This is a genomic window from Enterobacter cloacae complex sp. IR5459 (assembly GCF_049238005.1).
Lineage (GTDB): Bacteria > Pseudomonadota > Gammaproteobacteria > Enterobacterales > Enterobacteriaceae > Enterobacter > Enterobacter hormaechei_C.
Map to the genome: position 1 here is coordinate 177,185 of NZ_JBMKIG010000004.1, position 13,394 is coordinate 190,578.

The following is a 13,394-nucleotide window of genomic DNA, read 5'->3' on the forward strand; positions in this document are numbered from 1 at the left end:
TTAAGTGTAGAGGGTTTCCCTGGACGTAAACACGGGCGAAGAAAGGGGTTATTGCTGTACGAGAGTCGTGACCCGCTCTGCCGGGACGGCAGGCCACAGGCTTCCCTGCATTGCACCAAAATTGAATGGCAGCACGCGTTGTAAGATGCCGTGATCGTCAATTCCCGAGACCATGACCGACTGACAGTGCGGCGCGATCTGCCAGAGAATAGCGCGCATAAAAGGCTCAAACGAGAGTGCCGAGACACGCTGCTGGATAAAGTTTTTATCCAGAACCACCCGTTTGAACAGACCATCATAAACCGGCTTAAGGGACGCAGCCCCTGCACCGAAGTTAGCCAGCACTAAGGGGAAATGGATCGCCATTCTTGCCAGACAGGGATCGTCTTTCCCGTTATTTAAACCTGGATAGTTCTCATTAACAGTAAACTCAAGAAACGGATATCGTTCAAGGATTGAAACAGCGTTCTCATTAGTTAATAAAAACTCAACAATTGCAGGTGTAATATTGATCCATGCAATTAACTGATGCTGAATAAAAAATAGCTTACAGGTATCGAGTAATTGTAGTTTCTCCTGAAACAGCGCTAATTCATCTTCCTGAGAAAGATGGGGGATAACCAGTTCAGTCGGGATCCGTACGTCCGCACCCACGCCAGTAAAGTTAACCAAAATCTCTAAACCTTTAAGCAAACCTGCACTATCACGCGCCGGAAGGAGTAAAAGTTCAGACTGGTAAGCATTATCTAGCGTAATAATCATCGCGCTTGTCCTGCATTAAAGATGAGAGAGAACATCCTGGAGCAATTGCAGGCACAATTCCACTGTCTTGATTTTAATAAGGTTAATTTCATTCTTTCCGTATTAATTTTCAGATTTTTCCCTGAATCTTAATTAATTTTATCCTGGTTATTGAATAATAGCCAGTTTTAGATAAAACAGGCACATGCGGACATAAATAATTGGGCAAAAAATTTAACTTTAATCAACCCGCAAGAAAAGCCTGACGTCTATTTTCACCGCCAGGCCCTCCGCACTGCATTTTTATGCAGCGGTTAAATACGTCTGGCCTGCCAGAAGTTTTTACGCCAGTAAACATTATCCAGAGAGGAGCGCATCACGCCACGGCTGGTCGAGGCATGAATGAACTGATTATCGGTGTCATAAATGCCGACATGAAGGCCGCTTTCACCGGAGCCCGTTTTAAAAAAGACCAGATCGCCGGGCAGGAGTTCGTCTTTATCAATTTCAGTGCCGATTTTCGCCTGCATACGCGTTTCTCGCGGAAGCTGGAGGTCAAATTTATCGCGGAAGGTCATCAGCACGAATCCTGAGCAATCCACCCCGCCCCGGCTCATGCCGCCGTAGCGATAAGGGGTGCCGCGCCAGTTGCTGAGCTGATCGTTCAGGCTGGCAATGACCGTAATGGAATCGGAAAGCCGTGGGTTGGGCGGAGGTGCACGATGGCTGCTGCATCCTGCAAGAAATAGCGCCGCAACAAGGAGAAACCAGAATCGCATTTCAGACGAATCCTCTGCTTTTTTTGTTCTTTCGGTAATTTAGCGTGCATCTATGCGACTGTGCAAGAAAGGTTATTCCTGCGCCGTGGAAATGAGCATCTTGTGGCCTTCAATATCCAGCCTCCGGAACGACATGTGGTAAGCGCTCGCAAGATTGGCGGCCGTCAGCACGTTGTCGCGCGTTCCGCTGGCAATCAGTTTGCCACGCGCCAGCAACCACACCCGATGCGCGTGGCGCAACGTATGGTTTAAATCATGGCTGCTCATCACAATGGCGATCCCCTTGCGACATAGCGCGCTGAGCAGGGCATCCAGCGCTGCCTGTTGGGCAACGTCCAGCCCGCTCATCGGCTCGTCCAGCAGCAGCATCCGCCCGTGAGGATTTCCCGCCGGATGGATCTGAAGGATAACGGCGGCCAGACGCACGCGCTGCCACTCGCCGCCGGAAAGCTGATTTGCCTGCCGGGTGAGCTTATCGTCTAACCCGAGCGCCGCAGCAACCTCGTTGAGCAAGCCCACCTGATTTTTATCAGGCAGATGCAGCGTCAGGTAGTGCCAGACGGGCATCGCAAAGGGCGGAACCTGCTGCTGAACCAGGTAGCTTCGACGGGAGGCAAGTGTAGCGGGTAGCCAGTCGACGAGCGATTGCCCGAGAAAGGTTATCTCTCCTTCCCCGGTGGTCAGCCCCGCCATGCGAGCCAGCAGCGTGCTTTTTCCGGCGCCGTTTGGCCCAACCAGGTGAAGGATTTCACCTGCGTTGACTGCGGCAGTCACAGGCTCAAGACGTCCCTTCCCGGCAACGTCCGTGAGCTGCATCACCAGCGTCATTATTTCGCCAGCGCCAGCTTGATTGATTCCATCACGATAGGATCTTCAGGCGTCATGTCAGGCGAAAAACGCTGCACGACCTGACCGTCACGTCCAATCAGGAATTTTTCGAAGTTCCACAGAATATCGTCCGGATAGAGCGGCGCGCGGCCTTTACTCGCCATACGCTCATAGAAACCACTCTCTTCAGGCGCAACGGCGGTCGGCGCCGCGGCCACCAGTTTGGCATACAGCGGATGACGATTTTCCCCGTTCACGTCAATTTTGCTGAACATCGGGAACGTCACGCCATAGGTTGTGCTGCAAAAGGTCTTAATTTCCTCTTCGCTGCCCGGCTCCTGGCCCAGGAACTGGTTGCACGGGAAGCCGAGTACGGTAAAGCCGTCTTTTTCCCAGGCTTTATGAATGTTTTCCAGCTGTTCATACTGCGGCGTAAGGCCACATTTCGACGCCACGTTCACGATGAGCAGCACCTTGCCCTTGTAGCCTACCAGCGTGGTTTTCTCGCCGTCAATGGTCGTCACTTCGGTATTCAGAATATCAGACTGCATAGCATTCCCTCAGGTTGACTTACAGGTTGTGTTTTAACGTCCAGCTTTTAATAGTAGCCAGATAAAGACCGGCGCGCCCAGCGTTGCGGTCACCACGCCTATGGGCAACTCAGCGGCCGTCAGGGCGAGTCGGGCGATGATATCGGCAACCAGCAGCGTTGCCGCCCCGGCAACCGCCGAGGCCGGGAGCAGGGTTCGGTGGTCCGTAATGCCGCACAGACGCAGCATATGCGGGATCACCAGCCCAATAAAGCCAATCGCCCCCGCAAGCGCCACGCTTACGCCCACCATCCAGCCGATGGCGATAACCAGCACGTTGCGCCAGAATCCAATCGGCATCCCGAGCTGGCGAGCAGACGTTTCGCCCAGCGCGAGAATATTCAGCGGCTGCGCCTGGAACACCATCCACAGGATAACCGGGATCAGGAGCACCATCAGCCACCCCTGACGCCAGTCAACACCCCCAAATCCCCCCATCATCCAGTACATTAACTGGCGCAGATCGAAGGAGGTAGAAAAGTAGACGGCCCAGGTCATCAGCGCACTACAGATGATCCCCAACGCTACCCCGGCAAGTAGCAGCCGGCTGGTGGATAAATGGCGACGAGCAAAGCGCAGAAGGATAAGGGTTATCAACAGCGCGCCAAGGATGGCGCTGAGGCTAATCCCCCAGCCGGAGAGCTCGCCTCCCCCCAACATCACGGCGGCGATAAGCCCGACGCCTGCACCATTCGAGACCCCGAGAAGCCCGGGTTCCGCCAGAGGGTTTTCAAATAATGCCTGCATGATCGTACCGCACAGCGCCAGCGCAGCGCCGACTAAAAGGACAGCCAGCGTCCGCGGCAGGCGGATCTGCCAGACAAAGAGCTGCCCTTCAGGCGTAAACCAGCTTTCCGGCCCCAGCCACCGATCGCCCGCGCACAGGCTGACGGTGGTGGAGACAATCAACAGCACCCCGAGCAGACACAGGCGGCGGAGATCGGAGCGGTGCTGAAGACGGGCAAGATCAAGCATAGACGATAGGTTATCCGGTTGAGATATCATTGATTTTACGGCGGGTTTAGCAAATAGCGCAAAGAAAAAAGGCCGCGTGAGCGGCCTTTTTAGTTAGTTCATATTACTCTGCTTTGGGCGTTGCGTTTTCGACACGGCTTTTTAACTTCTGTCCGGGTCTGAAGGTCACCACGCGGCGGGCTGTAATGGGAATATCTTCCCCCGTCTTCGGGTTACGGCCCGGACGTTGGTTTTTGTCTCGCAAATCAAAATTGCCAAAGCCGGAGAGTTTAACCTGCTCACCATTTTCCAGAGCACGACGGATCTCTTCGAAAAACAGCTCTACCAGCTCTTTGGCATCCCGTTTGCTAAGCCCAAGCTTATCAAACAGATATTCTGACATTTCAGCTTTTGTAAGCGCCATAGGTTCAATCCCTCAATGATGCCTGGAATCGCTCTTTTAATGCCTCTACACATTTGGCGACGGTAGCGGCAATCTCCTCTTCTTCGAGTGTACGGCTGGTATCCTGAAGGATAAGGCTAATAGCGAGGCTCTTGAAACCTTCTGCTACGCCCTTGCCGCGGTACACGTCAAATAAGTTTACGCCAACTACCTGATTTACGCCAACTTTCTTACATTCGGCCAAAATATCTGCTGCGGGCACATTTTCAGCGACCACAACCGCGATATCACGGCGGTTTGCCGGGAAGCGTGAGACGTCCTGCGCCTGAGGAATGACGCGGTCTGCAACCGGGTTCCACTCCAGTTCGAATACGATGGTACGGCCATTCAGATCCAGCTTACGTTCCAGTTCCGGGTGAACAACCCCAATGAAACCAACACGTTTGCCGTCTAAATAGATCGCCGCACTCTGACCCGGATGCAGGGCTGGAATCGCTTCTGCGCGGAATTCAATTTCGGATAATTTACCGGTCAGATCGAGAATTGCTTCCAGATCGCCCTTCATATCGTAGAAATCAACCGTCCCTTTTGCCAGGTCCCAGTGCTCTTCATAGCGGTTACCGCTGATGGCGCCGGCCAGCATGAGATCCTGACGGATGCCTAAATTCGCCTGAGTATCCGGTACAAAGCGCAAACCGCTTTCGAAAATACGTACACGGTTTTGCTGACGGTTCTGGTTATAAACGATAGTGCCCAGCAGTCCCGTCCACAGGGACAGACGCATCGCTGACATCTCGCTGGAAATCGGGCTTGGCAGGATCAGCGCTTCCTGACCCGGGTGGATCAGCTGTTGCAGCTTAGGATCAACGAAGCTGTAGGTGATCACTTCCTGGTAGCCTTTGTCGTTCAGCATGGTTTTCACACGCTTCAGAGACAGACCGGCTTCGCGATGGCTGCCCATCACCAGACCCGCCTGCACCGGCTCGTCAGGGATGTTGTTGTAGCCGTAAACGCGGGCCACTTCTTCCACCAGATCTTCTTCGATCTCCATGTCGAAACGCCAGGATGGCGCAACGGCTTTCCACTCGTCCTGACCTTCAGTGACTTCGCAGCCCAGACGCGTCAGAATGTCGGTCACCTGCGCATCGGCAACGTGGTGACCAATCAGGCGATCCAGCTTGCTGCGGCGCAGGGTAATGGTCGCACGCTTCGGCAGTGTCGCTTCGTTGGTCACATCAATTACCGGACCCGCTTCACCGCCGCAGATATCGATCAGCAGGCGAGTCGCACGCTCCATCGCTTTGTATTGCAGCGCAGGATCCACTCCACGCTCGTAGCGATGAGAAGCATCAGTGTGCAGACCGTGACGACGTGCGCGGCCGGTGATGGAGAGCGGGCTGAAGAACGCGCATTCCAGCAGGACGTTTTGCGTCTCGTCGTTAACGCCAGAGTGCTCGCCGCCGAAGATACCGCCCATCGCCAGCGCTTTGTTGTGATCGGCAATCACCAGGGTGTCGGCGTTCAGTTTCGCTTCGCTGCCGTCCAGCAGAACCAGGGTTTCGCCCTCTTTCGCCATGCGCACGACGATCCCACCTTCGATACGATCTTTATCAAAGGCGTGCATTGGCTGGCCCAGCTCCAGCAGAACATAGTTGGTGACGTCAACCACGGCGTCGATAGAACGGATACCGCAGCGACGCAGTTTCTCTTTCATCCACAGCGGGGTTGGCGCTTTAACGTTAATACCTTTCACCACACGACCGAGGTAGCGTGGGCAGGCCTCAGGCGCGTCTACCTGAATCGGCAGCACGTCACTGATGGTTGCCTCAACCGGCGCGATCTCCGGCACGTTCAGTTCGGTCTGGTTTAGCACGGCCACGTCGCGGGCCACACCGATGATGCCTAAGCAGTCGGCACGGTTTGGCGTTACGCTGATTTCGATGGTGTTGTCATCAAGCTTCAGGTATTCGCGGATATCGGTACCGACTGGCGCATCCTGCGGCAGTTCAATAATGCCGGAGTGATCGTCGGAAATACCCAATTCGGAGAAGGAGCACAGCATACCTTCAGACGGCTCACCGCGCAGCTTAGCCGCTTTGATTTTGAAATCGCCCGGCAGTACCGCACCGACGGTCGCCACGGCCACTTTCAGGCCCTGACGGCAGTTTGGCGCACCGCAGACGATATCCAGCAGACGATCACCGCCCACATTGACTTTTGTTACGCGCAGTTTGTCAGCGTTAGGGTGCTGACCGCATTCAACCACTTCGCCCACGACCACGCCGGTGAAGGCGCCAGAAACCGGCTCTACACCGTCAACTTCCAGACCCGCCATGGTGATCTGGTTGGAAAGCGCGTCGCTGTCCAGCGTGGTGTTCACCCATTCGCGTAACCACAGTTCACTGAATTTCATTGTTCTGTCCTGCCCTTATTTAAACTGTTTGAGGAAACGCAGATCGTTTTCGAAGAACGCACGTAAATCGGTTACGCCGTAGCGCAGCATGGTCAGACGCTCCATGCCCATACCGAACGCAAAGCCGGAATACACTGCTGGATCGATACCCACGTTGCGCAGCACGTTTGGATGCACCATGCCGCAGCCCAGCACTTCCAGCCATTTACCGTTTTTACCCATCACGTCAACTTCCGCAGACGGTTCGGTGAACGGGAAGTAGGACGGACGGAAGCGAACCTGCAAATCTTCCTCAAAAAAGTTGTTCAGGAAATCGTGCAGCGTGCCTTTCAGGTTGGTGAAGCTGATGTTTTTATCAACAATCAGACCTTCCATCTGGTGGAACATTGGGGTGTGGGTCTGATCGTAGTCGTTACGGTATACGCGACCCGGCGCGATGATGCGGATAGGCGGTTCCTGTTCCTTCATGGTACGGATCTGAACGCCGGAAGTCTGGGTACGCAGCAGACGGGTAGCGTCAAACCAGAAAGTGTCGTGGTCAGCACGTGCCGGATGATGGCCAGGAATGTTGAGGGCATCGAAGTTATGGTAATCATCTTCAATTTCCGGGCCAGTCGCCACGGTAAAGCCGAGCTCACCGAAGAAACTTTCAATACGATCGATAGTACGGGTAACCGGATGCAGACCGCCGTTTTCAATACGACGACCCGGCAGAGAAACGTCAATCGTTTCTGCCGCCAGACGCGCATTCAGTACTGCGCTTTCCAGCTCGGCTTTACGCGCGTTCAGCGCTTGCTGTACCTGCTCTTTGGCTTCGTTAATCACTGCACCGGCTGCCGGGCGCTCCTCTGCTGGCAGTTCACGCAGGGTAGTCATCTGAAGGGTCAAATGCCCTTTCTTGCCCAGATATTCGACGCGGACATTGTCTAACGCGGCAACATCTGAGGCCTGGTTAATGGCGGCCGTTGCACTGGCAACCAGCTCTGCGAGATGTGACATGGTTTTCCTCATTATGTCGGTGCAGACACCGAATTGTTGGACGTATTCTCTTAACTTCAGGCACAAAAAAAGCCTCCATCGGGAGGCTTATCTGGCGCTGTTTTTCGTTTCATCTTTCACGCGCTAGCCTCCTGAAGTCAGGTGCTAAAGTAAAAGAAGAAGCGGAAAATAGCAGCATTCATGCTTGCGTTACCTTGTAGGGTAAAAACCGTTAAGACCTTATTGAAAAGCCTGCACGGATAAATGTCAATCTTCTGATGGTGTTAAATGAAAAGAGGAGGCAAAGCCCCCTCTCTCAACTGGCTTATGCCAGTGCTGCTTTCGCTTTTTCGACCAGAGCGGTGAACGCTACTTTGTCGAATACTGCGATGTCAGCCAGGATCTTACGGTCGATTTCAACAGAGGCTTTTTTCAGGCCGTTGATGAATTTGCTGTAAGAAATACCGTTCTGACGTGCTGCTGCGTTGATACGCGCAATCCACAGTTGACGGAACTGACGCTTACGCTGACGACGGTCACGGTAAGCGTACTGACCTGCTTTGATAACAGCCTGGAAGGCAACGCGGTATACGCGTGAACGCGCACCGTAGTAGCCTTTAGCTTGTTTCAAAATTTTCTTGTGACGTGCACGTGCAATTACACCACGTTTTACGCGAGCCATGTGTGCTCTCCTGTATCTATTCTAAGTTAAAAAAGTTAAACGTTAACGACTTATGCGTACGGCAGGCACGCGATGACCAGGCCCAGATCGCCTTTAGAAACCATGGCTTTTGGACGCAGGTGACGTTTACGCTTGGTAGCTTTCTTAGTCAGAATGTGACGCAGGTTAGCGTGCTTGTGCTTAAAACCACCTTTACCGGTTTTTTTGAAGCGCTTAGCAGCACCGCGTACGGTCTTAATTTTTGGCATTTTAATAACTTCCACTTCGCATTGTTAAATAAACGAAACATAGGCGAACAAAACCTATGAAACCCGAAGGCTCCACAGATTTTGCTGCTTGAAGGCCTTACTGTTTCTTCTTAGGAGCGAGCACCATGATCATCTGGCGGCCTTCGATCTTCGTAGGGAAGGATTCGACTACTGCCAGTTCACTCAGATCGTCACGGACGCGGTTAAGCACTTCCATACCAATCTGTTGGTGGGCCATCTCACGACCGCGGAAACGCAGCGTGATCTTGGCCTTATCGCCATCTTCCAGAAAGCGAATCAGGCTGCGGAGTTTTACCTGATAATCGCCATCGTCGGTACCAGGACGGAATTTGATTTCCTTAACCTGGATAACTTTTTGCTTCTTCTTCTGTTCCTTAGAAGACTTACTCTTTTCATAAAGGAACTTGCCGTAGTCCATGATACGACAAACTGGCGGTTCGGCGTTAGGGCTGATTTCAACTAAATCTACTCCAGCTTCTTCAGCCTTTTCGATCGCTTCTCTCAGACTCACAATCCCCAGCTGCTCGCCTTCCAGACCTGTTAAGCGAACTTCCTGGGCGCGAATCTCGCCATTGATACGATTCGGACGTGCCGTTTGAACTCGTTTTCCGCCTTTAATACCTTATTCCTCCAGTTGTTGAAGACTGCGGCTGCGAATCTCTTGTTGCAGCTTCTCAATCACTTCACTTACGTCCAGGCTCCCCAGGTCTTTACCACGGCGGGTGCGAACGGCAACTTTGCCTGCTTCCACCTCTTTATCACCACAGACCAACATATACGGGACACGACGTAAAGTGTGCTCGCGGATTTTAAAGCCAATCTTCTCATTTCTCAAGTCTGCTTTTACGCGAATGCCCGCATTTTGTAGTTTCTGCGTCAATTCTTTAACGTAATCCGCCTGAGAATCGGTAATGTTCATCACCACGACCTGCACTGGCGCAAGCCAGGTTGGGAAGAAGCCTGCGAACTCTTCGGTCAGGATGCCGATGAAGCGCTCCAGTGAACCGAGAATCGCACGGTGAATCATAACCGGCACCTGACGCTCGTTGTCTTCGCCAACATAAGAGGCGCTTAAACGCTGCGGCAGGGAGAAGTCCAGCTGTACCGTTCCGCACTGCCATGCGCGATCGAGGCAGTCATACAGGGTAAATTCAATTTTCGGACCGTAGAATGCGCCCTCGCCCAGCTGGTATTCGAACGGAATACCGTTCTCTTCCAGCGCTACGGCGAGATCCGCCTCTGCGCGATCCCATGTCTCATCGCTGCCGATACGTTTTTCCGGACGCGTTGAGAGTTTGACCACGATCTTCTCGAAGCCAAAGGTGCTGTACATATCGTAGACCATACGAATACAGGCGTTAACTTCTTCACGGACCTGATCTTCAGTACAGAAGATATGCGCATCATCCTGAGTAAAGCCACGAACACGCATCAGACCGTGCAGCGCACCTGATGGCTCGTTACGGTGGCAGCTACCGAACTCCGCCATACGCAGCGGCAGATCGCGGTAGGATTTCAGACCCTGGTTGAAGATCTGAACGTGGCCCGGGCAGTTCATTGGCTTGATGCAGTATTCACGGTTCTCAGACGAAGTGGTGAACATCGCATCTTTGTAGTTGTCCCAGTGGCCGGTTTTTTCCCACAGCACACGGTCCATCATGAACGGGCCCTTCACTTCCTGATACTGGTACTCTTTCAGCTTGGAGCGCACGAACGTTTCCAGTTCACGGAAGATAGTCCAGCCGTCGTTATGCCAGAACACCATCCCCGGCGCTTCTTCCTGCATATGATACAGGTCAAGCTGCTTACCGATTTTACGGTGGTCACGCTTAGCCGCCTCTTCCAGGCGTTGCAGGTATGCGTTCAGGGCTTTCTTATCGGCCCACGCGGTACCATAGATACGCTGCAACATCTTGTTGTTGCTATCGCCACGCCAGTAAGCGCCTGCGATTTTCATCAGTTTGAAGTGATGACAGAAGCGCATATTCGGCACGTGCGGACCACGGCACATGTCGACGTATTCCTGGTGATGGTACAAGCCTGGCTTGTCATCATGAGCGATGTTTTCATCAAGAATCGAGACTTTGTAGCTCTCGCCGCGCTTCACGAAGGTTTCACGCGCTTCGTGCCAGCTGACTTTCTTCTTAATGACGTCATAGTTGGTTTCGGCGAGCTCGTGCATACGTTTTTCGAGCGCGTCGATATCTTCCTGGGTCAGGGTGTGGTCAAGGTCAACGTCGTAGTAGAAACCGTTGTCGATAACCGGGCCGATCGCCATTTTGGTGTTTGGCCACAGCTGCTTGATAGCATGGCCTAACAGGTGCGCGCAGGAGTGACGAATGATCTCCAGACCTTCTTCGTCTTTCGCGGTGATGATCGCAAGCGTTGCATCGCTTTCAATCAGATCGGACGCGTCTACCAGCTCGCCGTTTACGCGGCCTGCAATGGTTGCTTTTGCAAGTCCAGGACCGATATCCAGGGCAACATCCATTGGGCTAACAGCGTGGTCGAAATGGCGTTGGCTGCCATCAGGAAGAGTAATTACAGGCATTTTATATCCTTATTTGCAGTGATGCCCCACACATAAGAGCATATACAAAGAAAATAATCGTGATTAAACAGTAGATTACGAAACCATCTGACCAACAATCGTCAAATTGGTTCGTCATCATTCACCGGCCGATTTCAGAATAATGCGGGTTTACGACAGGCGACATAATGGTAACACTATTGACAGGGCGAATGCACCTTCCTGCGACCGTTTTGAACCGCACATCCTGTTGTCTGCATTAATGAACTTTTGTTGACGGGTGCTCGCAATCCGTAAGTGCTGAGCTATTCTTGATCTGGTCCTTAAACATCGAAGGGGTATCACATGAACGTATCGAGTAGAACCGTTGTGATATTAAATCTACTTTCCGCTGCTGGCCTGGTATTGATTCTGGCTGACAGATTCCATTGGTTTTAAGCCGAACCGGTGTTCCGGCATAACCTCTTCTCCCTTGTTGAGCGCTTTCTGGCGCAGACTTTGGTAGACTAAGGGTATCAACAGATAAGGATTAGGTTATGCCAACAAAAAGATTTGCCGTGAAGCACTGGAAAATGGTCGTGGTGTTAATTGCTATTTGCGGCGCGATGTTGCTGCTGCGCTGGGCCGCTATGATCTGGGGCTGATATTTTGTCAGCGAAAACCTGCCGTGAATTTACTGAATAAATCTTAACTATCTTTACGATAATTTATGGTCCAAAACCGGTACGTCATAAGCCGGTTTTCGACAGGCTGTGGCAGCGTATATATTCCGTCACACGTGGCAGTTGAAATATCAGGACCACTCACCCGCCACCAGCTTATGTACATCAAATGCATCATTCATTGACTGGCCGGTAGACTGAGAGCCAGGGGCAATGTTGGAGCCTGCTTCTACATCAGAGGCTTTAGCGATCCCGATTGGGCTGTTAACGTCATTGGCAGGTTGCGTATTATCAGCAGCAAATACGCCAAATGAAAGTGCGGAAAGCACCATCGCTGCTGTAGCGGTTTTGATTTTTTTCATAATTTTATTCTCATACTTATTTAATGCGATATGCCTGAGGCAAGTTTTTCGCCTGTGCCGTAAGTGTAGATCTGGATCACATTCTTGCCTAGTCAAATTATTTATCAATTCGTGTCAAATAAACTGAATAAGCCCTGGCCAGCTAATTATGGAGAAATTATGAAGATGAAACCAGACACATTATTTTAAAACGCCGTTTAATATAAATAAGCACAGTTTCAGAAAATAAAAAACGGGCCGGGATTATTCTCGGCCCGACGATATTACATTTTATAACCTAATGAAATCGTGGTTCGGCGATCGGTATGTTCCGGTGCAGAATCAGGTGGGGATGAGTTCCAGGTTACGTTGTACGCCACCTTGAGTCCAAAGTGTTCATTGATCGCCACGTTCAACGCACTTTCTGAGTTCAGCGTTGTATCTTCAGCACCAAACACCGACACACCCTGGGTGAATTTTGCGTTGTCGGTCATCTGCCATGCATAGGTGCCCGATGCATAACCCAGCGGCTGGGTTTCATCTTCGCCGTTGGTGTACTCGTCGTAACGGACACCCGGACCGAATTCAAAACGCAGGCTGTGCACCGGCCCATTGAGGAACTGACGACCATAACCCGCAGTTACGACATCACGCTGGCGATAGCCGTTGTAGCGGTCAGTCAGCCAACTCGCCTGCCCGAACAGGTAGTCATAATCGGTCATGTTGTATCGGCTACGTCCGCCTACCGCGTATTTCTCCGATGAGCGTTGATCGTTAGCAGAGGTGTTGCTGGCATTTCCCCACAGCGACCAGGCCGTGGTGTTGCCGTACCAGGTCAGGGTGCTGTCTGCTGTCAGGGAGGAGCTTTTCGTGTTACCGGATTGCGCCAGATACCCGGCATTCACGTTACCTTCAAAGGGTTTTTTGGCAGTGGAGGGATCGTCCATGACAGTAAAAACGGTATCATCGGCGGTTGCATTCAGTGACGCAAATACGCCACCCGCCAGCATCAGTGCTGCGGGTACTGTCTTCAAAAGCTTCATTTTATTTAAGGAGTCCGTACAACATAAAAAGAGACCGTCACGGTCTCGGAAACTTTCTTGCGGATCAATGACAAGGCGACCATAGAAAGGTAACAAATTATAAAAAGCCGCAAATAACATAGCAATATTTTCTTCTTTCATTTTTTGAATAAGAACGATCCCAAAACGCGTTTTATTTTAT

At 52.0% G+C, this 13,394-nt stretch carries 17 protein-coding genes and 1 other annotated feature; of the genes, 2 read left to right on the forward strand and 15 right to left on the reverse strand.

Going from position 1 to position 13,394, the window contains the following annotated elements; all coding sequences use genetic code 11:
• Positions 1–48: 48 nt before the first annotated feature.
• The 13 genes from ACOTX4_RS10265 to thrS form a co-directional block, all read right to left on the reverse strand.
• Positions 49–762, reverse strand: a complete 714-nt coding sequence (locus ACOTX4_RS10265) for an EAL domain-containing protein (protein ID WP_003857794.1) — start codon at positions 760–762, stop codon at positions 49–51.
• Positions 763–1,055: 293 nt separating this feature from the next.
• Positions 1,056–1,520 carry an NlpC/P60 family protein gene (locus ACOTX4_RS10270; protein WP_015570730.1) on the reverse strand — a complete coding sequence of 155 codons (465 nt, stop codon included), beginning with the start codon at positions 1,518–1,520 and terminating at the stop codon, positions 1,056–1,058.
• A 72-nt stretch (positions 1,521–1,592) separates the two neighbouring features.
• Positions 1,593–2,348, reverse strand: coding sequence for a vitamin B12 ABC transporter ATP-binding protein BtuD (btuD, locus tag ACOTX4_RS10275; RefSeq protein ID WP_421635372.1), 756 nt, complete (start codon positions 2,346–2,348; stop codon positions 1,593–1,595).
• Positions 2,348–2,899, reverse strand: a complete 552-nt coding sequence (locus tag ACOTX4_RS10280) for a glutathione peroxidase (protein ID WP_003857800.1) — start codon at positions 2,897–2,899, stop codon at positions 2,348–2,350. The genes btuD and ACOTX4_RS10280 overlap by 1 nt, the downstream gene beginning before the upstream one ends.
• A 33-nt stretch (positions 2,900–2,932) precedes the next feature.
• Complete coding sequence (gene btuC / locus ACOTX4_RS10285; protein WP_003857801.1) at positions 2,933–3,913, reverse strand: vitamin B12 ABC transporter permease BtuC; 981 nt, start codon at positions 3,911–3,913, stop codon at positions 2,933–2,935.
• A gap of 103 nt (positions 3,914–4,016) precedes the next feature.
• Positions 4,017–4,316 carry an integration host factor subunit alpha gene (ihfA, locus tag ACOTX4_RS10290; RefSeq protein ID WP_003857805.1) on the reverse strand — a complete coding sequence of 100 codons (300 nt, stop codon included), beginning with the start codon at positions 4,314–4,316 and terminating at the stop codon, positions 4,017–4,019.
• A 4-nt stretch (positions 4,317–4,320) separates the two neighbouring features.
• The gene (gene pheT, locus ACOTX4_RS10295; RefSeq protein ID WP_063937800.1) at positions 4,321–6,708 is read right to left on the reverse strand and encodes a phenylalanine--tRNA ligase subunit beta; all 2,388 of its coding nucleotides are present in this window, start codon (positions 6,706–6,708) and stop codon (positions 4,321–4,323) included.
• A 15-nt stretch (positions 6,709–6,723) separates the two neighbouring features.
• On the reverse strand, positions 6,724–7,707 hold the full coding sequence (pheS, locus tag ACOTX4_RS10300; RefSeq protein ID WP_063937802.1) for a phenylalanine--tRNA ligase subunit alpha: 984 nt from the start codon (positions 7,705–7,707) through the stop codon (positions 6,724–6,726).
• A gap of 62 nt (positions 7,708–7,769) precedes the next feature.
• Positions 7,770–7,894 (reverse strand) — a sequence feature (Phe leader region).
• Positions 7,845–7,889, reverse strand: a complete 45-nt coding sequence (pheM, locus tag ACOTX4_RS10305) for a pheST operon leader peptide PheM (RefSeq protein WP_001386830.1) — start codon at positions 7,887–7,889, stop codon at positions 7,845–7,847. (Overlaps the previous feature by 45 nt.)
• Positions 7,895–8,011: 117 nt before the next feature.
• Positions 8,012–8,368 carry a 50S ribosomal protein L20 gene (rplT, locus tag ACOTX4_RS10310; protein ID WP_000124850.1) on the reverse strand — a complete coding sequence of 119 codons (357 nt, stop codon included), beginning with the start codon at positions 8,366–8,368 and terminating at the stop codon, positions 8,012–8,014.
• 50 nt (positions 8,369–8,418) lie between these two features.
• The gene (gene rpmI / locus ACOTX4_RS10315) at positions 8,419–8,616 is read right to left on the reverse strand and encodes a 50S ribosomal protein L35 (protein WP_001124225.1); all 198 of its coding nucleotides are present in this window, start codon (positions 8,614–8,616) and stop codon (positions 8,419–8,421) included.
• A gap of 97 nt (positions 8,617–8,713) precedes the next feature.
• The gene (gene infC / locus ACOTX4_RS10320; RefSeq protein ID WP_023616141.1) at positions 8,714–9,256 is read right to left on the reverse strand and encodes a translation initiation factor IF-3; all 543 of its coding nucleotides are present in this window, start codon (positions 9,254–9,256) and stop codon (positions 8,714–8,716) included.
• Positions 9,257–9,259: 3 nt separating this feature from the next.
• Complete coding sequence (gene thrS, locus ACOTX4_RS10325) at positions 9,260–11,188, reverse strand: threonine--tRNA ligase (protein ID WP_003857814.1); 1,929 nt, start codon at positions 11,186–11,188, stop codon at positions 9,260–9,262.
• 324 nt (positions 11,189–11,512) lie between these two features.
• Here thrS and yncL point away from each other — a divergent pair, with 324 nt between their 5' ends.
• Both yncL and yniD read left to right on the forward strand, forming a co-directional pair.
• Positions 11,513–11,605 (forward strand): stress response membrane protein YncL, encoded by a 93-nt coding sequence (yncL, locus tag ACOTX4_RS10330; protein WP_071785204.1) that lies wholly within the window; start codon positions 11,513–11,515, stop codon positions 11,603–11,605.
• Positions 11,606–11,703: 98 nt separating this feature from the next.
• Entirely contained in the window at positions 11,704–11,811 is a 108-nt protein-coding gene (gene yniD, locus ACOTX4_RS10335) for a small membrane protein YniD (RefSeq protein WP_003857815.1), read from the forward strand.
• Positions 11,812–11,960: 149 nt separating this feature from the next.
• Here yniD and ACOTX4_RS10340 read toward each other — a convergent pair whose 3' ends face one another.
• Together ACOTX4_RS10340 and ACOTX4_RS10345 are read right to left on the reverse strand one after the other, a co-directional pair.
• Positions 11,961–12,191 carry a hypothetical protein gene (locus tag ACOTX4_RS10340; protein ID WP_022650901.1) on the reverse strand — a complete coding sequence of 77 codons (231 nt, stop codon included), beginning with the start codon at positions 12,189–12,191 and terminating at the stop codon, positions 11,961–11,963.
• 263 nt (positions 12,192–12,454) lie between these two features.
• The gene (locus ACOTX4_RS10345; protein ID WP_026080717.1) at positions 12,455–13,213 is read right to left on the reverse strand and encodes a DUF481 domain-containing protein; all 759 of its coding nucleotides are present in this window, start codon (positions 13,211–13,213) and stop codon (positions 12,455–12,457) included.
• Positions 13,214–13,394: the final 181 nt, after the last annotated feature.